This window comes from Stenotrophomonas rhizophila (genome assembly GCF_000661955.1).
Classification (GTDB): Bacteria; Pseudomonadota; Gammaproteobacteria; order Xanthomonadales; family Xanthomonadaceae; genus Stenotrophomonas; species Stenotrophomonas rhizophila.
In genome coordinates this window covers 1,105,256-1,123,059 of sequence record NZ_CP007597.1, presented here as the reverse complement: position 1 = coordinate 1,123,059, position 17,804 = coordinate 1,105,256, and the positions used below count along the sequence as shown (strand labels likewise).

Genomic DNA, 17,804 nt, shown 5'->3' with positions numbered 1-17,804 from the left:
TCCCCCCATGGCGAAGACCAAGACACCGGTGAAGAAGACCCAGACCGGTAAGCAGAAGCTGGCGTCGGCCGCCCCTTCGGCCCCGAATATCGATATCGGGATCAAGGAAGGCGATCGCAAGAAGATTGCCGATGGGCTGGCATCGTTCCAGGCCGATGCGTTCACGCTCTACCTGAAGACGCACAACTTCCATTGGAATGTCACCGGGTCGATGTTCAACTCGCTGCACACCATGTTCGAGACCCAGTACACCGAGCAGTGGGCAGCCCTGGACGACGTCGCTGAACGTATCCGCGCATTGGGCTTCAATGCCCCGGGCTCCTACCGCGAGTTCGCGGCCCTGACCTCGATCGCCGAGGAACCGGGCCTGACCGACAGTGCGGACTGGCGTGAGATGGTACGCCAGTTGGTGGCCGCCAACGAGGCGGTGTGCCGGACGGCGCGCAAGGTGCTGGACGTGGCCGACGACGCCGACGACGCACCCACCGAAGATCTGATGACCCAGCGCCTGCAGACGCACGAGAAGTACGCCTGGATGTTGCGGTCGTTGCTGCAGTAAGTCTCGCTGGCGCTTCTGTTATCTGCGCGCGGCGAGGGTTCCACCCCCTTGCCGGGACACGCCGTAAATCCATCCTTGGAGGCTCGTGGGCGCCATCCATGGCGCCCAACGGTCCCGGCAAGGGGCTGGAACCCTCGCCCAGATGGATTTGTGCATCCGGCGGTTGGGAAGAGATAGAAGCATGCAGAACAGGCGCCCGGTGGCGCCTGTTCTGCGTTTTGGGCCCCTTTTCCAGCGATTGGCGAAAGAAATCCGGCTCTGGCTTCTGCTCTGCCTTTGCCTTTGCCTCTGCCTTTTGCCTTTGCCTTTGCCTTTGCCTCTGCCTTTTGCCTTTGCCTCTGCCTTTTGCCCTTGCCTCTGCCTTTGCCTTTGTCTCTGCCTTTGCCTTTGCCTCTGCCTTTTGCCCTTGCCTCTGCCTCTGCCTTTGCCTTTGCCATTGGCTCAGCCTCTGCCCTCGGCTCCGCCTTTGCCTTCAGCTCTACCCCCATGCGCACCCGAAAACTGTCGGGGCGTGGGGTGGGTGGGTTGGCGGGACCGTTGGGCGCCATGGATGGCGCCCACGAGCCTCCAGGGATGGATTTACGGCGTGTCCCGCCAACCCACCCACCCCACGCCAACCATCAGCAAGAAAACCATGGGCTTCGGCTCCGGCTCCGGCTCCGGCTCCGGCTCTGGCTTGAGAAGGCCGCAGGGCAAGCCCCTACCCACTGATCCGCTGTTGGAGGACACGGCCGGCCCGCGTGGCGGGGTAAACTAGTGCGATGCCTTCCAGCCCCGCGCACGACCTGCTCAGCCGCATTTTTGGTTACGACGATTTCCGCGGTCCGCAGCAGGCGATCGTTGAACATGTCGCTGCCGGCAATGACGCCCTCGTATTGATGCCCACCGGCGGCGGCAAGTCGCTGTGCTACCAGGTGCCTTCCCTCCTCCGCGAGGGTACCGGCATCGTCATCTCCCCGCTCATCGCCCTCATGCAGGACCAGGTCGAAGCCCTGCGCCAGCTCGGTGTGCGCGCCGAATTCCTCAATTCCACCCTAGACGGCGACACCGCCGCCCGGGTCGAACGCGACCTGCTCGCCGGCGAGCTCGACATGCTCTATGTCGCCCCCGAGCGCCTGCTCACTGGCCGCTTCCTGTCCCTGCTCTCGCGCAGCCGCATCGCCCTGTTCGCCATCGACGAAGCCCACTGCGTCTCCCAGTGGGGCCACGACTTCCGGCCCGAATACCGCCAGCTTACCGTCCTGCATGAACGCTGGCCCGACGTCCCGCGCATCGCCCTCACCGCCACCGCCGACCCGCCCACCCAGCGCGAAATCGCCGAACGCCTCGACCTCACCGGCGCCCAGCACTTCGTCAGCTCCTTCGACCGCCCCAACATCCGCTACACCGTCGTCCAGAAAGACAACGCCAAGCGCCAGCTGCTCGACTTCCTCAAAGTCCACCGCCAGGAAGCCGGCATCGTCTACTGCATGTCGCGGCGCAAGGTCGAGGAAACCGCCGAATTCCTGTGCAAGGAAGGCCTCAACGCCCTGCCCTACCACGCCGGCCTGCCCGCTGAAGTGCGTGCCGCCAACCAGCGCCGCTTCCTGCGCGAGGATGGCATCGTCATGTGCGCCACCATCGCCTTCGGCATGGGCATCGACAAACCCGACGTCCGCTTCGTCGCCCACACCGACCTGCCCAAGTCCATGGAAGGGTATTACCAGGAAACCGGCCGTGCCGGCCGCGACGGCGAACCCGCCGAAGCCTGGCTCTGCTACGGCCTGGGCGACGTGGTGCTGCTCAAGCAGATGATCGAACAGTCCGAGGCCGGCGAAGAACGCAAAAGCCTCGAACGCAACAAACTCGACCACCTGCTCGGCTACTGCGAATCCATGCAGTGCCGGCGCCAGGTGCTGCTGGCCGGGTTCGGCGAAACCTACCCCCAGCCCTGCGGCAACTGCGACAACTGCCTGGTACCCCCCGACGCCTGGGATGCCAGCGTGGCCGCCCAGAAAGCGCTCAGCTGCGTCTACCGCAGCGGCCAGCGCTTCGGCGTGGGCCACCTGATCGACATCCTGCGCGGCGGCGAGAACGACAAGATCCGCCAGTTCGGCCACAGCGAACTGAGCACCTACGGCATCGGCAAGGACCTCGACGCCCGCACCTGGCGCAGCGTGTTCCGCCAGCTGGTGGCCGCCAGCCTGCTCGAAGTGGACACCGAGGCCTACGGCGGCCTGCGCCTCACCGACGGCAGCCGCGAGGTCCTCAAGGGCCAGCGCAAGGTCATGATGCGCCGCGAAAGCCCCAAGACCCGCGAGCGCGACCGCAGCGGCCAGCGTACCGGCCTGTCCGTGCTGCCCGAAGACCTGGTCCTGTTCAACGCGCTGCGCAGCCTGCGCGCCGAACTGGCCAAGGAACAGAACGTACCGGCCTTTGTGATCTTCCACGACAGCACCCTGCGCAACATCGCCGAACAGCGCCCTACCAGCATCGACGCGCTTGGCAAGGTCGGCGGCATCGGCGGCACCAAGCTCGCCCGCTACGGCGAGCGCCTGGTCGAGATCGTCCGCGAGGAAGGCTGATGCCCACCTGCGCCCCCACGGATACGCCTCCAGAGTTGAACGCCGCGTTCAGCCACAGGTGCGCACGCCCCGGTTTGGCGCTAGGGTGGCGCCCATGACCCCCGGTGGCCTGCTCCTGCGCGTGGTATTGATGCTCAGCCTGTTGCTCAACGGGCTGAACGCCGCCATGGCCGGCCCGATGACCTTGGCCATGGCGCATGCCACCAGCGCCGAGCCCGCAGCGCCCTGCCACGGCGATGCTCCGGCCCCTGCCATGCCCGCCCATCACGACCACGCCGCTGCCGACACCGCCGGCACGCAGGCGCCGCACGATGGCGACCACTGCAAGATCAAGGACTGCCTGCGCAGCTGTGCGCAGCAGCCCAGCCTGACCGTGTCCGTCGCGTGGCTGCCCAGCCCGCCGCCGCCCGCGCTGGCGCCCCTGGGCCACACCCGCGCGGCATTGCCGATGCCGCCCCTGGACCGCATCACCCGCCCTCCGATCGGCTGAGCCTGCGCTCACTGCGAGCGCCTGTGCGAAGCGATGCCGTGCGCCCCCGTGCGTACGCCTCTTGACGGCACCTGCGTGCCTTTCGAATCCGATGCGGAGTTGCAATGTCCTTTTCCCCTCCCCCCGGCCCGGGCGCACCGCCCATGCCGTCGCGCCGCCTGTTCGTGCAGGGCGCTGCCGCCGGTGGCGTGGTCGCCGGCCTGGTGGCCAGCGGCCTGCCCGCCCGCGCCTTCGCTGCCGCCGGCCCGGTCGTGGCCACCGCCCCGCAGGTGCTCAGCGGACCCGACGTCCAGTTGAGCATCGGCGAATCGCTGGCCAACTTCACCGGCCGCACCCGCCCGGCGATCACCGTCAACGGCAGCCTGCCCGCCCCGATCCTGCGCTGGCGCGAAGGCGACACCGTCAGCGTGCGCGTGGCCAACAGCCTGCAGGCCCACCCCACCTCGATCCATTGGCACGGCATCCTGCTGCCAGCCAACATGGACGGCGTGCCGGGCCTGAGCTTCAACGGCATCGCCCCGGGCGAGGCCTACCAGTACCGCTTCACCCTCAAACAGTCCGGCACCTACTGGTACCACAGCCACTCGATGTTCCAGGAGCAGGCCGGCCTGTACGGTGCGCTGATCATCGATCCGCTGCAGCCGGCCCCGTACCGCTTCGACCGCGAGCACGTGATCATGCTGTCGGACTGGACCGACATGGACCCGGGCGCCCTGTTCCGGCGCATGAAAAAGCTGGCCGAGTTCGACAACTACTACAAGCGCACCCTGCCCGATTTCCTGCGCGACGTGCGCCGTGACGGCTGGGGCGCAGCCACCGCCGACCGCGGCATGTGGGGCCGGATGCGGATGACCCCCACCGACATCTCCGACATCAACGCGCACACCTACACCTACCTGCTCAACGGCACCGCGCCCGCCGGCAACTGGACCGGGCTGTTCCGCAGCGGGGAGAAGGTGCTGCTGCGCTTCATCAACGGCGGCTCGATGACCTACTTCGACGTGCGCATCCCCGGCTTGAAGATGACCGTGGTGGCCGCCGATGGGCAGTACATCCATCCGGTCAGCATTGATGAGTTCCGCATCGCGCCGGCTGAAACCTTCGACGTGATCGTGGAGCCCACCGGCCAGGACGCGTTCACCATTTTCTGCCAGGACATGGGCCGGACCGGCTTCGCTGCCGGCACCCTGGCGGTGCGGCACGGCCTGCAGGCGCCCATTCCCGCCCGCGATCCGCGACCACTGTTGACCATGGGCGACATGGGCCACGACATGGGCAGCATGGGCCATGACATGGCCGGCATGGGCCACGACATGAAGGGCATGGAAGGCGGCTGCGGTGCCAGCATGGGGCATGCCGCACACGGCGGCAGCGACAAGGCCCCGCGCCACCCGGCCAGCGAGAAAGGCAACCCGCTGATCGACATGCAGAGCATGGCCACCGAGCCCAAGCTGGATGACCCGGGCATCGGCCTGCGCGACAACGGCCGCAACGTGCTGACCTACGGCGCGATGCGCAGCCTGTTCGACGACCCGGACGGCCGCGAACCCAGCCGCGAGGTCGAGCTGCACCTGACCGGCCACATGGAGAAATTCAGCTGGTCGTTCGACGGCATCCCGTTCGCCAGCGCCGAACCGCTGCGCCTGAACTACGGCGAGCGCATGCGCATCGTGCTGGTCAACGACACCATGATGCAGCACCCGATTCACCTGCATGGGGTATGGAGCGATCTGGAAAATGCCGATGGCCAGTTCCACCTGCGCAAGCACACCATCGACATGCCCCCGGGTACCCGCCGCACCTACCGCGTGCGCGCCGACGCGCTGGGCCGCTGGGCCTACCACTGCCACCTGCTGTACCACATGGAAGCGGGCATGATGCGCGAAGTGAGGATCGAAGAATGAGCCGCTTCCCCACGCCAACCCGCCGCCTGCTCACCGCCGCGCTGCTGATCGCGCTGACCACCCCGGCCTGGGCGCAGTCGCATGCGCACGGCACCCCCGCTGCACCCGCGGCCACCAAGGAAATGCCGGTGGATCCGCCGGTCGACCACGGCAGCATGGATCACAGCCAGATGGACCATTCGAAAATGGACCACGGCAGCATGGACCACAGCCAGATGGACCATTCAAAAATGGACCACGGCAGCATGGACCACGCCGCGCACAAGACGACCGCGCCAAGCGAACCGCGGGAGCCGATTCCCGCCGTCACCGCCGCCGACCGCCTCGCCGCGTTCCCGCCCATCGAACATGGTGCGATGGAACACCCGCCGACGATCCACAGCATGCTGCTGGTCAACCGCCTGGAGCAGTGGGATGGCCAGCACGGCAACGGCCAGGCGTGGGAAGCCAGCGGCTGGATCGGCGGCAACATCCACCGGGTGTGGGTGCGCAGCGAAGGCGAGCGCAGCGGCGGGCGTACGGAAGCAGCCGATGTCGAAGTGCTGTACGGACGCAGCGTGTCACCGTGGTGGGATGTGCTGGTGGGCGTCAAGCAGGACCTCGGCCCCGGCGATTCGCGCACGTGGGCGGCGCTGGGCATCCAGGGCCTGGCACCGTACAAGTTCGAGACCTCGGCCACCGCCTATGTGGGCGAAGGGGGTCAGGTGATGGCCAGCGCCGAGATCGAGTACGAACTGCTGTTGACCAACCGCCTGATCCTGCAGCCGTTGCTGGAGGCCACGCTCGCGGCCAAGGACGATCCGCGCCATGGCACCGGCAGCGGCTTGAACAAAGTGGAAGCCGGGCTGCGCCTGCGCTACGAGGTCAACCGGCGTTTCGCGCCGTACATCGGCATCAGCCACGAACGCCTGTTCGGCGATACCGCCGATTACCACCAGGCCGTCGGCGAGCGCGCGCGTGATACCCGCTGGGTGGCCGGCGTGCGCGTCTGGTTCTGAGGCCGGCACCGGCGTAAAAAAGTCCCGGGCGCGGCATGCGCCCGGGACAACACAACAGGGATGGTGCAAGCCGGATCCGACGGGCCCGAACGGGGCGTCACAGGACGCGCGCGTACAGCGGCGCGCCCTGCCCGACACCCGGGTGCCGTGCTCAGCGGCGCTCCCGGATAGTGATGTGATGCGCCGGGGCCAGGGTTCCGCCATCCTCGCCCGGTTTTTGTCCGGGGCACCCCGGATGGCGTACGCTGCCACCCCCTTCCGTGCACCCCCTGCCATGTCCCTGCAAATCCGTCGCGCCACCCCGGCCGATGCACAGGCTGCGTCGGCGATCGCCGTCGCCACCTACACCGAAACCTTCGGCGATTCCTACCCGCCGCAGGACCTGCACGCGTTCCTGGAAGAGCACTACAGCCCGGTACCGCAGCGGCGCGAACTGGAGGATCCCCGCAGTGCGGTATGGCTGCTGGAAGAGGACGGGCGCGCGGTGGGCTACCTGGCCGCCGGTGCGAATACCCTGGCGCACGCCGATGCCGTCGACGGTGACGTCGAACTCAAACGTTTGTATGTGCTGGCCAGCCACCAGTCCGGTGGCCACGGTGCACGCCTGATGGAGGCGTTCCTGCAGTGGCTGGATCACCCGGCACGCCGCACCCTGTGGGTGGGCGTGTGGTCGGAGAACTTCGGCGCGCAGCGCTTCTATGCGCGCTACGGCTGCGTCCAGGTCGGCACCTACTACTTTGTGGTGGGCGACAGCCGCGACCTGGAATTCATCCTGCGCCGGCCCTGATCAGACAGGGCCGGCACCCGGCTCAGAAATCGAACAGGTCCGACAGGAAGCCTTCTTTCTTCTTCTTGCGGTAGCCGTGCTGGTCGCCGTACTGCTGCTGGCCCAGGTGGCGGGTATCGCGATGCTGCACGGCCTGCGGCGGCGGTGGCGGCGTGGCGGCCCGTACCGGGGCGGCCGCATCGGTCGAGCGCTCGATGATCTTGTCCAGTTCGCCGCGGTCCAGCCACACGCCGCGGCACTGCGGGCAGTAGTCGATCTCGATGCCCTGGCGCTCGGACATCACCAGCGCCTGGGTCTTGCATACGGGGCATTGCATCGTCGCGGCTCCATGGTTCAAACCCCGACTCTACCCTGCCGCGCCTGAGCGCCGCGCAACGTGCGCATGACCGGGGTCCCCCCAGACCTATGCCCCACGACTCACTGAACATGGCCTGGAACGTCATGCAGGTCAGCGAAACCACGGCGATCGGCTGGCAGGGCAACAGCCTGCGGCTGTCCGCCGCGCTGCTGGCGGCACTGGTCCTGCTGGCACTGCGGCGCTGGCGACAGCGCGCGGAATGCCGCCGCGCCTGACGTGCACGATCCCCTCACCCGGTGCCGCCGCATACTTGCGCGCCATTCCGAACCACTGCCAGGGAACATTGCGTCATGTTGCTGTCCAAGCGCCACGTTGCACCGCGCGTGCTGTTGATCGAAGACACCGAAGAAACCCGCGAACTCAGCCGCATGGTGCTGGAAAGCCAGGCCTGTGATGTCGCCGCCGTCAGTTCGGCAGAAGCCGCGCTCGGCCTGCTGCAGGCCGGCGAACGGTTCGACCTGGTCTTCACCGATGTGTGCTTGGGCGGGGTGAGCGGCATCGAAGCGGCGCACCGCATCAAGCAGTACCAGCCCAGCCTGCCGGTGCTGGTGACCTCGGGACTGGAACCGTCCGACGTCCTGCCGCAGCTGCGCCCGGGCATCCACTTCCTGCCCAAGCCGTACTCGATGAGCGAACTGCTGGACGCCATCCGCGCCTGCTTCCAGCAGCAGGACGTCGGCCAGGCCGCCTGATCGGCGGTCTTCATCCGGTTTTCATCGGCAACTGTCATCGTCCGGCTCGACAGCCCGCTGTCGCGCCCGCCCGGGCCAGCGGTGCACAGCTTCCCTGCCACCGGAACCGACACCATGCAGATCCGCCTGTTGCTGACCGCTCCGCTGTTGTTTGCCGCGTCGATGGCCGACGCGCGCGCCGATGATGTGGTGACCTGCGAAAGCCGCAACAACCGCTACCAGTCGTGCACGCTGCCCCGCGCCGGCTACGTCAGCCTGGAGCGCACCTTGTCCGGGGCCGAGTGCCGTCAAGGCCGAAGCTGGGATTACGACCGCCGCCAGGTGTGGGTGGATGACGGGTGCCGCGCCACCTTCCGCGTACACGACGGCGGTTCGCACGACGGCGACGACCATGGCGACAACCACGATGCCAAAGTGGCCGCCGGTGTGCTGATCGGCGCGGCCATCCTTGGCGCGCTGGTGCACAACGCCAACAAGCAGGACGAGCGCTACGACGACGACTCCTACCAGGGGCCGCGCCACAGCTCCTATGTGCCGGGCTGGATGGTGGGCGAGTTCGAAGGCTACAACCCCATCTACGGCGCCGACATCCGCATGCGCATCGACAGCGACGGGCGCATGTCTGCCCAGGCCCGCGGGCAGAACCTGAGCGGGTGGGTCAACGGCGGCCAGCTCAACGTGGGCAGCAGCGTGTTCGACATCAACCAGAGCCGGGACGGCTTTGTCACCACCGAAGTGGGCGACCGCCAGAACGAAGTGCGCTACCGCCGGGTGCGGTAGCGCACCGGGTTCAACCGCCGGCCTTGCAGCTCAGCGTGGTGCCGTAGAAGTCCAGCGTTGCCTCGCCCTGGTGTTCCCAGAACTCCACGCCTTCGCGGGTGTAGCGGCTGCCGCTTGCGGCCTGGGCCGGAAACACGATGGCCTGGTCCTTGCCCAGGCTGACCACCGCGGCCTGCGGGTCCAGTTCGTTGTAGAACACCACGCTGACCGGCTTGCTGGCGTCATCGCACTGGTAGTGCACCGGCGTGGGCGCGGGCACGCCGCCATTGCCGATGTTCAGTTCAACGATGCGGGTCTGGTAGGACTCGATCAGGCACCGGTGCCGGTCGACCGCCTGCCAGCAGGCGTCACGGCCTTTGACCCAGCCCCGTTGCTCGGCGGCGATATCCAGTTCATCCGGGCTGGTCTGCACGCGCTTGTAGAGCGCGGCCAGCTGACGGTCGAGCGCGGCCAGGCGGGCGTCACCGCAGACCAGTTTCTCCGACTCGGACTGCGCCTTGGCGCAATCAAACGACGGCGGCTGTAACGTGGCATCGGTCGCGGCGGCCGGCGCGCTTGGTGTCGGCGCAGGCGTAGCGGCGGCGGGCGGTTGCGCCGGCGCGGCGGTATCGGACGGGGCCGGTTTGGAACAGGCCGCGAGCGCAAGCGCCCCCACACCCAGCAGGACGAATCGGTTCATGGCACCTCCAACAACAGTCAGCAAAAGACGCGCTATTGTGCGCCCGCCGCCGCGTGTTGGGTGTGCACAAACAGATCGATCGTGGACATGAACGCGACACCGCGCATGAACGCCAGGCAATGCTCACAGCCACCCTGACCCTACCCTCATGCGAGTGCGACCGCTGCGTAACAGCACCCGGTCCAGTGTGGATCGCACGACATCACGTCGTCCTGGAGTACCGCAATGTCCACCATGCAGAACAACGAAAACAACGTCCAGAAAAATGCCGCCGCGCAGACCGACCAGCAGAAGGAGCAGGAGCGCAAGGACACGTTGGCCAAGCAGCAGAAGCAGCAACAGGACAACAAAGACGCCCCGAAGAACCCGCAGCAGAAGTAACCGCGGCGCACATAGTGGGGCTGCGCGCTGCGCGCAGCCTCATGCTGCCGGTGGCGCTTCCCGGCCCCTTCTGGTGAGCAGCGCTACACCTGGCGCGCGCGAAGACCGTTCAGCCGACCATGCAGTTGCTGCCAGTCGTGCTGCGCATGACGCTCCATCTCTTCCAGCACCTGCCGTGCATCACCCGGCAATGTTTGGTCGTGCAACGCAGCCTGCAGGACGCGGATCAGCCGGGCCCGTGACGCCTGCCCCTGGCTGACGTACTGGATGCCGGCATCCCCCAGCACCGTCCCCAACCAGCCGAAGCCTGCGCGCACGCCACCGAGCACGGTGCCATGCCGTGCGGGGCGCCCGCCGGCCTGACGCACGTGCCTGCCAAGCGTATCGATGATGGCCGCGCTTGAGCCGGCCATGCGCATCATCACCGCGCACAGCGGAGCATCCTCGCCCTGCGTCCGGGCCACAGCACGGGCATGCAGGGCGTGGCCGTCGTGCGCCACCGCGATGATGCGGTTGAGCAGGCGGATGTAGTGTTGGCGGCTCACGGTGTGCGTCGACATCACACGGCTCCGCTGGAGTACGGCCCCAGCTTTTCCATCGCCTCCAACCTGCGCCCGGCAGTGGAACGGCAATGTGAGGCCAATGTTATGCCGCGCCCCTGCGCGCTTTCGCCACCGGGCCGGGTTGGCTAGGATCGGGGTTCGCAGGCGCAGGCAGCGCCTTGGCAGGGAGCACGGCGATGTCGGCAGGACACACACCGAAGGCAGGGGCGCTGATGGCCATGGCGCTGTCGATGGCGTTTGCCAGCCACGCCGCCCCCGGCATTGATCGCGATGCCTGGCGCGGCGATCTGGCGGTACTGAAGCAGACCTTGCAGGACGACTATGCGCACCTGGCGTGGGTGGCCTCCGCGCAGAGCGGCGTGGACCTGCCCGCGCTCGAACGCGATGCGCAGCAGGCCATCGCCACCGCCGACAGCGATGCGCAGGCGGAACAGGCACTGCGCACGTTTCTGGCCGGGTTTCACGATGGCCACCTGAAACTGCTGGATCGGCAGGCAGCCGGCGCGTCCGCACCCGCCCCTGCCGCGGTGGACCCGCGCACGCTGGATGCGTCCACCGGTTGCGCGGCGCTGGGCGTGCTGGACGAAGGCCGGCACGACTACAGCGTGCCGCTGCAGGCCCTGCCCGGCTACCACGCCACAGCCGGTGGGGCTGACCCGGCGCTGCGCAGCGGCGTGATCGCGCTGGCCGATGGCCACCGCCTGGGTCTGCTGCGCCTGCACGAATTCGATGCGCTGCGTTACCCCGGCCTGTGCCACCGCCTGTGGGGTCAACTGCGGCATGCCGACGCGGTGAACGACATGCGGGCCACGTTGAATGATGCGTGGGTGGCCGAGATCGCCGCCACGCTGCGGCGCTTCCAGCAGCAGGGCGTGGATGCGGTGCTGGTGGATGTGGGCACCAACCCGGGCGGCGACGACAGCGGCGACACGCTCACGCGCCTGTTCAGTGGCGCGCCGGTGCAGTCGGCGCCACTGTGGGTCAGCCAGTCGGCGGCCGGCCGCGACTACCTGCAGGAGCAGTACGAGCGCATCGACGATGCCCTGCGCCACCATCATCCCGACGCCACTGCGCGCCCGCTGCTGGTCCAGCAGCGCGACCGCTTCGCCGCGTCCCTGCGCGCCACGCAGGCGTCGCCCTGCGACATGACGTGGGTGTGGCAGTCGCCGCGCGACTGGCAGGCGCTGCCCTGTCGGCACCTGGTCGCCGCCGGCAGTTCGGGCGGTCCCCTTGCCACCCCGGCAGTGGACGCGATCCCCGATTTCCTGATTGCCCACCGCCTGGACTGGGCGCAGGACCTGCGCCGGCACTGGGCCGCCTGGCAGGGGCCGGTGTATGTGCTTACCGATGCGAAGACCGCCTCTTCGGCAGAAATGTTCGCCGCACGTCTGCAGGACAACAGCATCGCACGCGTGGTCGGTAGCACCACCGGCGGCTATGGCTGCGGCTTCATGAGCCCGCCGCCACCGCGCACCTTGCCGCACGCGCAGCTGCGCATGCGCATTCCGAACTGCGTGCGCCTGCGCGCCGATGGCAGCGACGAAGTGGCCGGCATTTCGCCGGACCTGCCCATCGACATGCGCGCCAATGAATCGGCCCGCGCCCGCGCGCAGCGGGTGCTGGATGCGGTGGGCGTGGACCTGGCCCGGCACTGACCCGCGGCGGTCAGTCCACCGTGCAGTCTGCGTCGCGCATCGGATGCGGCAGCACTTCGATGGAGTGCTCGGCCAACTGCGCCAGCACCGCTTCCGGCCCGCGCTGGCTGCGCCAGCCCAGGCCGATGCTGGCCGCAGTGGCGTCGTGGATGCGGTCGATCACCGGCAGCGCCCAGCCGCGGCGGTCGTACTCGGCCAGCCACTGCGCGCAGCGCCGCGCCAGCACCGCGCGCGGGTCACTGACCAGCCGTTCGCAGTCTTCCGGGCCAAACGGCGTGGCGCCGCTGGCGATATAGCGCTGGAACATCGGCCCGGTGTTACGCAGGGCCGCCGCATGCGCATCGGCCACATCGCGCACGTCGATGCCACGGTGCAGGCGATACAGCAGCATGCGCTGGGCGGTTTCAGGGAAGCACCGCGACATCCGGATCACCCGCACCTGGAACGCGGGGCTGGCGGCCTCCTCCAGCCAGTGCTCGGCCGCCAGTTTTGACCGGTGGTAGACCGTGCGCGGTTGCGGCGGGGTGCGCTCGTCGATCCACGTGCAGCGGCCGGGCACGATCGCATGGCCGTACAGCGCGGTGGTGCTGGTGAACACGAAGCGCGACACCCCGGCATCGCGGGCCAGCATCGCCAGGGTGCGGGTGCCTTCGACATTGATGCGATGGAATTCGGTGTCGGGCATCAGCCCCACGTGCGGGGCGTGCAGCGCTGCGCAGTGGATCACGGCATCCACGCCCACCAGCGCCGTGCGCAGCGTGCGCATATCGGTGATATCGGCCACGTGCCGGGTGGTGTTGAAGGGGCTGCGGTCAACCCCGACCACCTCGTGCCGTGCGGACAGCGCGCCGAAGATCGCGCGCCCCACCCGGCCTGAACTTCCTGTCAGGAGAATCTTCACTGTGTGGCACTTGGTCAGCGCCCGGGAGCTACCGGGATGATTTGATTGTAGCCAGAGTCGGCGCCCGGGCGTCCACGGCTGCGGCCGGCCAGGCGTCGGAATCGTTGCAACCTGCGCGTGCTCAGCGCCCGGCCTGGCCTACCGGCTGTGCAGTGGACCCGCAGGTGTCCCAACGCAGCGCGCCGTCCTTTCCCTGCTGGACCGCATTGATCTTCGGTACTCCGCCTGCGTCAACTACGCAGAAGTAGCCGTTGAACCAGCGCGACTGGGGCGTCCCGCGCTGTGCCGGTGCACTGCCCCACATTTCCACCTGGTACCGCTTGCCAGGCTGCAGGCGCGGCGGTGGCGACGTACCACCGTCGCCGTAACGCAGGCATTGATCCGGGGCGAGCGTGGGTTCGGCCTGGCCATCCCGCAGAAAATCACGTTCCCAGATCGCCGCGCCGCCCGAGCCGACCTCCATCACCGACACCCCAGTTATCTTCGCAGGCGCATCGCCCGTGCGGATTGCCGGCACGCCAAAACAGGGCACGCCCTGCTGTTCCTTGACCAGCGCCTGCTGATACCGGCCGGCGGGCGAGGCGCAGCTTGCCAGGCCCGGCACCAGCACACCGATCAACAGCAGGGAAACATGCAAACGGCTCATTGCGTCGTCCTGGGCAGGTTGTTTTTGTCACTGCGCGCGGCAAGGAAGGGCTGCAGGGTGCGCTCGAGCTGCGCACCGATATCGGGCACGGTACGGTAACGCACATTATTCATGCGTGACTGGGAACCGCGGAAGGCCACCAGAAAATAGTCGGCCAGCATGTCGCCCTGCGCTTCCATGTTGTAGTCGGGGAACAAGCGGATCTCATCCAGCACGTAGTCGTAACTCATGTTGGGACGCGGCGCGCGGACCAGTTTGACGTTGTAACCGAGCTGGTATTGCCAGACATGCGTCATTTCATGGATGAAGAACTGCTGGAAGCTGACGCTGTCGGTCGAATAGTCGTCCTTGTAGATACCCTTGGGGAAATACATCTCCCCGTTGGGTGTCACCGCGGTGTCCTTGTTCTGGAACCCGAAGAACATCCAGTAGCCATGGTTGTGGACCTTCACCTGGGCGTAGTCGACCGCATCGCCAAAGACCAGGCGGGCCATGTCGATCTCTCCCGGCGTCAGGCCGCGCTCGTGGCCGGGTGCGGTGACCGGGGCTATCGAGGTGCCCAGCGCCTCCGATGTGGTCACCACGCCGTCGACGTCGAAAACCTCCACGTCTTCGCTGCCATCCGGCGCCACGCGCGCGCAGCAACCGACCGGCTGTGCGGGTGCGCGCAGTTCCGCGCGTACGATGGTCTGGCTCTGCTCTGTCGAGACGCGCGTGGTTTCTCCTTGGGCATCGGTGGTTCCAGACACCGTGCGGCCATCGGCCAAGTGCAGGGTATACGGCACCTCGGCCAACGGCGTGCCTCCCTTGCCGACGAAGCGGATTGCCTGATCGAACGTCGCCGCCGAGGCCAACACCGCTTTCAGGACACCTGCTGCGCCAGCCGCCGCACTGCCCGCCCCGGCGGCGGCAGCGGTGCCTGCGCCAGCGGCGGCGGCGCTTCCCGCGGCCGCACCACTTTCAGCGAAGACGTTGGCCTGCTGGCCAGACAGTACGCGACACCCACAGGCCAACGCGCAACCGTGCAAGGCCACGGGCTGTCCATCTACCAGGATCGTGATGTCCCCATCGACGATAGGGAAAATACCCTTGTGCAGCTTCGGGCAAGTGGCCTTGTCGCCTATCCGCGCAACGCCCATTCCCATGATGTCGGTTTCGTTCGATGCCGTGATGACCTGCCCGCCACTGCTGGTGGGGTCTCCCATCACAATCCAGTTCCGTGCCATGGCGCCATCCTTGGATTCGTCAGAGTAAATGGAGCGAATAATCATCTACTGCTTTATCACGCCGATTGAACACCAAACCGCGCGCTTGATCACAAAACCGACTATACATAATCCCCGTGGAAGACGAAGGATGGTCCGGCCGTGGCGGTAAACGGGCTCCGGCCACCCCCACGAAAGCGTGCCGTGCGGCCCTCAGCGACACGCCATGGATACGCGTTGCCCGCCGATGCGGCAGGGGGCAGACGGCGGGTGCCCTCCGTGCGCGCGCGTGTTCGGCTACCCTCCGTACGCTGCAACTTTTTCCTGATGGAGATCCCATGCTGCTGGATGCGTACCTGCGCGATTACTTTGTCGACACATCCACCTGCGCAGCGCTGGCAGGCATCACCGTGCAGCGTCTGGATGCGCTGATTGCGGCCGAGGCCATTCCCGCGCCGACGTACCGCTGCAACGCGGGGACGATCCACTCCGCCGCGTTCGGATCGATCGACACCGATTCGCGGGTATCCGGTGCGTTTTTCCGCCCCGAGTGCACCCGCTGGGTCCGCATCGCCGCAGACGCCGCCGCAGGCGAGGAGCGCGCGGCAGTGGTCTCGACGTTGGCGGCCGAACTGGCGGCGCATCTGCGCACCTGCGGCGACGACGCGCACCGGGTGGACGCAAAGGTAGCGGCGCTGCTTCCCCACTTCTTCAACGGCACATTCGGCCTGTGCGTCGCCGATCCGTCCAGTGGCAGGGGCATTGTGCGAAAAGAGGTGCTGCAGGAAACCCTGGTTGCGTTGACCGGCAACGGAAGCGACCCCGCGCCGCACGGCATCACCGCTGGCGAGCTGCTGACGTTGATCGATGATTACGCCGACTCCGCCATGCCCTTCTCGCCTGCCGAGTACGCGCGCAGCAGCAGGAAGCGGCTGGTGGAAGACCTGCGTCCACGCGTGCTCAGCGCCCATCAGGCCACCCAGGAAGGCGCGGCATAGAGTTGCGGGCGCGCGACGTGCTCCCAGCGGGATGCATCACAGCAGCAAGGAGATGGAGATGTCAGCGGAGTTCGTGCTGTCGTTTGAAGATAGGGGGTGGTATGCGTCCCATCGTGACGAGGTGAAGCAGCAGATCACCCAGCTTGAGACGTTTTCCCGCTGTGTTGGCGCGCACGAGTTCCGGCTGGCAGGCACCGAGCCGAGGGACGCGGATGCGTGGTGCTACGACGTACGCGTGTTCCTGGAAGAGGAACGTGTGTTTCTTGAGATCAGCGCTCACCCGACCATCATCGAAGCGGATCTTGCGCGGCTGTTTGCCTGGGTCCGCGCCTGCACCGGGATGTCGGTGGACGATGAGGATGGCGAGCCATCTGGCTGGTAGCGGGGATGAGCTGCGCTGCGGTAGCGGCAAGGTGCTACGTTCGCTGCTGCGCGATTGCCGGCGGCACAAATGTCTGGAGACGAACGTCGCGGTGAACAGCGCCATCCGTCAGGGCACCATGGGCGCTGCTGCCACGGTTAAGTGCTGGGTGTTCAAGGCATGAGTGCACTACTTGCTGCGCGTGTTCCAGCGTGTCCTTGCACTTTCGCAGGCTGCCTTCGCGGAAACGATAAAGGCAGCATCGTCGGCAGCTTCCTCATGGCAAGCGACTATGTACATAGCGATCTCCTCTTCGTCTCGCAGGTGATCAGCAACATCGAAGTCATGCAGCAGTGGTGCGCCCGGCTTCGCGCCGGGCATCACCTCTTTGCCGCCATAGGACGCTTCGCGACCGCCGCGCGCTTTGCTACTGGTGCACGCTTTGCCATGGCCTCGCGCTTTGCGACCGCCGCACGCTTAGCATCCGGCGCACGCTTAGCAACCGGCGCATGCTTGGCTACCGTCGCTGGCAGCTTGCCCTTGCGCGCCACTACCCAATCTTTCAGCACCGCGTCGATTTTGGTCTGCCAGCCGGCACCGGTTTCGCGGAACACATCCAATACATCCGGCGAAAGCCGGATAGTGATGCGCTCCTTCGTTTCCGCCGCCTTGGGCCGGCCACGCAGCTTCCCCTGCAACCCAGCAGGCAACCCAGTGAACGCTACAGCATGGGCCGTGTCGCGGTGGGTCCATTCCGGGTTGTCGTTGTCAGGCGCGTCGCTGTTCTTGTTCTTGTTCATAGCTTTTGACCTCTCGTTTGTTTGCCTTGCGGAAGCTGATGACTCTGATGCCCTTGGGGGTTTCGGTGAAGACGAGCGCGTGTACCCGCTCGGCTACCAGCCCCAGCCCCCGGTAGCGCACCTCGCCGTACTCCTTTCGGTCATCAACGACGAACAAGGCGGTCTGGAAATCGAACGCATGCACCAGCTCAAAAGACAGGCCGCGCTCTTCAACGTTGCGGGCGCTCCTGGCGGCGTCGTAGGTGATTTCCATGGCATTTATTGTATGCACACTAATTCCACGGCGCAACCCCGGCGGCACCCCGTCCCACCCACGCCCCGTGCCCCATGCCCAACCTGCTGCTGGATGAGCATGGGCAGCCACTGAGCAAGGGCCAGCTGCGGGGTCGCTTCGATGCAGCGCGTGAGCGCGCTGGCGTGCCAAATACTGCACTACAGTTCCGCGACCTGCGCGCACCGATAAGGCCGACACGTCGTCGGATA

Annotated in this window: 22 protein-coding genes; 14 read left to right on the top strand and 8 right to left on the bottom strand. The window is 67.0% G+C overall.

Features of this window, described 5'->3' with window-relative positions:
* Window positions 1-7: 7 nt before the first annotated feature.
* The 6 genes from DX03_RS04750 to DX03_RS04725 all read left to right on the top strand — a co-directional run bounded on the left by DX03_RS04750 (window position 8) and on the right by DX03_RS04725 (window position 7,302).
* A complete protein-coding gene (locus DX03_RS04750) occupies window positions 8-559 on the top strand; it encodes a Dps family protein (protein ID WP_038686762.1) in 552 nt (183 codons plus the stop codon).
* Window positions 560-1,320: 761 nt separating this feature from the next.
* Entirely contained in the window at window positions 1,321-3,123 is a 1,803-nt protein-coding gene (gene recQ / locus DX03_RS04745; protein ID WP_038686760.1) for a DNA helicase RecQ, read from the top strand.
* A gap of 94 nt (window positions 3,124-3,217) precedes the next feature.
* Entirely contained in the window at window positions 3,218-3,613 is a 396-nt protein-coding gene (locus DX03_RS04740; protein ID WP_038686758.1) for a CopL family metal-binding regulatory protein, read from the top strand.
* A gap of 104 nt (window positions 3,614-3,717) precedes the next feature.
* Window positions 3,718-5,517: a copper resistance system multicopper oxidase gene (locus tag DX03_RS04735; RefSeq protein ID WP_038686756.1), complete on the top strand. Its 1,800-nt coding sequence runs from the start codon at window positions 3,718-3,720 to the stop codon at window positions 5,515-5,517.
* A complete protein-coding gene (locus DX03_RS04730) occupies window positions 5,514-6,515 on the top strand; it encodes a copper resistance protein B (RefSeq protein WP_038686754.1) in 1,002 nt (333 codons plus the stop codon). The genes DX03_RS04735 and DX03_RS04730 overlap by 4 nt, the downstream gene beginning before the upstream one ends.
* A 274-nt stretch (window positions 6,516-6,789) precedes the next feature.
* Window positions 6,790-7,302 (top strand): GNAT family N-acetyltransferase, encoded by a 513-nt coding sequence (locus DX03_RS04725; RefSeq protein ID WP_038686753.1) that lies wholly within the window; start codon window positions 6,790-6,792, stop codon window positions 7,300-7,302.
* Between the two features lie 22 nt (window positions 7,303-7,324).
* Here the strand turns inward: DX03_RS04725 and DX03_RS04720 are convergent, their stop codons facing one another.
* Entirely contained in the window at window positions 7,325-7,618 is a 294-nt protein-coding gene (locus DX03_RS04720) for a TFIIB-type zinc ribbon-containing protein (RefSeq protein ID WP_038686751.1), read from the bottom strand.
* 110 nt (window positions 7,619-7,728) lie between these two features.
* Between DX03_RS04720 and DX03_RS20865 the strand changes: the two genes are divergently transcribed.
* The 3 genes from DX03_RS20865 (at window position 7,729) to DX03_RS04710 (ending at window position 9,132) form a co-directional block, all read left to right on the top strand.
* The gene (locus DX03_RS20865; protein ID WP_185753462.1) at window positions 7,729-7,875 is read left to right on the top strand and encodes a hypothetical protein; all 147 of its coding nucleotides are present in this window, start codon (window positions 7,729-7,731) and stop codon (window positions 7,873-7,875) included.
* 75 nt (window positions 7,876-7,950) lie between these two features.
* On the top strand, window positions 7,951-8,352 hold the full coding sequence (locus tag DX03_RS04715) for a response regulator (RefSeq protein ID WP_038686749.1): 402 nt from the start codon (window positions 7,951-7,953) through the stop codon (window positions 8,350-8,352).
* A 114-nt stretch (window positions 8,353-8,466) separates the two neighbouring features.
* Window positions 8,467-9,132, top strand: coding sequence for a DUF3011 domain-containing protein (locus tag DX03_RS04710; protein WP_038686748.1), 666 nt, complete (start codon window positions 8,467-8,469; stop codon window positions 9,130-9,132).
* Window positions 9,133-9,142: 10 nt separating this feature from the next.
* Here the strand turns inward: DX03_RS04710 and DX03_RS04705 are convergent, their stop codons facing one another.
* Window positions 9,143-9,811 carry an MliC family protein gene (locus DX03_RS04705; RefSeq protein ID WP_038686746.1) on the bottom strand — a complete coding sequence of 223 codons (669 nt, stop codon included), beginning with the start codon at window positions 9,809-9,811 and terminating at the stop codon, window positions 9,143-9,145.
* Window positions 9,812-10,036: 225 nt separating this feature from the next.
* Here DX03_RS04705 and DX03_RS21090 point away from each other — a divergent pair, with 225 nt between their 5' ends.
* Entirely contained in the window at window positions 10,037-10,192 is a 156-nt protein-coding gene (locus tag DX03_RS21090; RefSeq protein WP_185753461.1) for a hypothetical protein, read from the top strand.
* Window positions 10,193-10,275: 83 nt separating this feature from the next.
* Here the strand turns inward: DX03_RS21090 and DX03_RS04700 are convergent, their stop codons facing one another.
* The gene (locus DX03_RS04700; RefSeq protein WP_038686744.1) at window positions 10,276-10,752 is read right to left on the bottom strand and encodes a ferritin family protein; all 477 of its coding nucleotides are present in this window, start codon (window positions 10,750-10,752) and stop codon (window positions 10,276-10,278) included.
* A 179-nt stretch (window positions 10,753-10,931) separates the two neighbouring features.
* Here DX03_RS04700 and DX03_RS04695 point away from each other — a divergent pair, with 179 nt between their 5' ends.
* A complete protein-coding gene (locus tag DX03_RS04695; protein ID WP_081797149.1) occupies window positions 10,932-12,410 on the top strand; it encodes a S41 family peptidase in 1,479 nt (492 codons plus the stop codon).
* 10 nt (window positions 12,411-12,420) lie between these two features.
* On the opposite strand, the gene DX03_RS04690 is transcribed toward DX03_RS04695, so the two are convergent.
* The 3 genes from DX03_RS04690 to DX03_RS20375 form a co-directional block, all read right to left on the bottom strand.
* Window positions 12,421-13,311: an NAD-dependent epimerase/dehydratase family protein gene (locus DX03_RS04690; RefSeq protein WP_038686739.1), complete on the bottom strand. Its 891-nt coding sequence runs from the start codon at window positions 13,309-13,311 to the stop codon at window positions 12,421-12,423.
* Window positions 13,312-13,432: 121 nt separating this feature from the next.
* Window positions 13,433-13,957: a hypothetical protein gene (locus DX03_RS04685; RefSeq protein WP_038686738.1), complete on the bottom strand. Its 525-nt coding sequence runs from the start codon at window positions 13,955-13,957 to the stop codon at window positions 13,433-13,435.
* On the bottom strand, window positions 13,954-15,228 hold the full coding sequence (locus DX03_RS20375; RefSeq protein ID WP_244880182.1) for a PAAR domain-containing protein: 1,275 nt from the start codon (window positions 15,226-15,228) through the stop codon (window positions 13,954-13,956). Before DX03_RS20375 ends, DX03_RS04685 begins: the two co-directional genes overlap by 4 nt.
* Window positions 15,229-15,500: 272 nt before the next feature.
* Between DX03_RS20375 and DX03_RS04675 the strand changes: the two genes are divergently transcribed.
* From DX03_RS04675 to DX03_RS21085, 3 genes are read left to right on the top strand one after another with little or no spacing between them, the layout of a single operon-like run.
* A complete protein-coding gene (locus tag DX03_RS04675; protein WP_038686736.1) occupies window positions 15,501-16,160 on the top strand; it encodes a DUF6058 family natural product biosynthesis protein in 660 nt (219 codons plus the stop codon).
* A gap of 58 nt (window positions 16,161-16,218) precedes the next feature.
* A complete protein-coding gene (locus tag DX03_RS04670; RefSeq protein ID WP_038691904.1) occupies window positions 16,219-16,542 on the top strand; it encodes a hypothetical protein in 324 nt (107 codons plus the stop codon).
* Window positions 16,520-16,705 carry a hypothetical protein gene (locus DX03_RS21085; protein ID WP_185753327.1) on the top strand — a complete coding sequence of 62 codons (186 nt, stop codon included), beginning with the start codon at window positions 16,520-16,522 and terminating at the stop codon, window positions 16,703-16,705. The genes DX03_RS04670 and DX03_RS21085 overlap by 23 nt, the downstream gene beginning before the upstream one ends.
* A 196-nt stretch (window positions 16,706-16,901) precedes the next feature.
* Here the strand turns inward: DX03_RS21085 and DX03_RS20570 are convergent, their stop codons facing one another.
* Together DX03_RS20570 and DX03_RS04665 are read right to left on the bottom strand one after the other, a co-directional pair.
* Window positions 16,902-17,321, bottom strand: coding sequence for a BrnA antitoxin family protein (locus tag DX03_RS20570; protein WP_081797147.1), 420 nt, complete (start codon window positions 17,319-17,321; stop codon window positions 16,902-16,904).
* A complete protein-coding gene (locus DX03_RS04665) occupies window positions 17,290-17,574 on the bottom strand; it encodes a BrnT family toxin (RefSeq protein ID WP_038686734.1) in 285 nt (94 codons plus the stop codon). The genes DX03_RS20570 and DX03_RS04665 overlap by 32 nt, the downstream gene beginning before the upstream one ends.
* Window positions 17,575-17,804 lie beyond the last annotated feature (230 nt).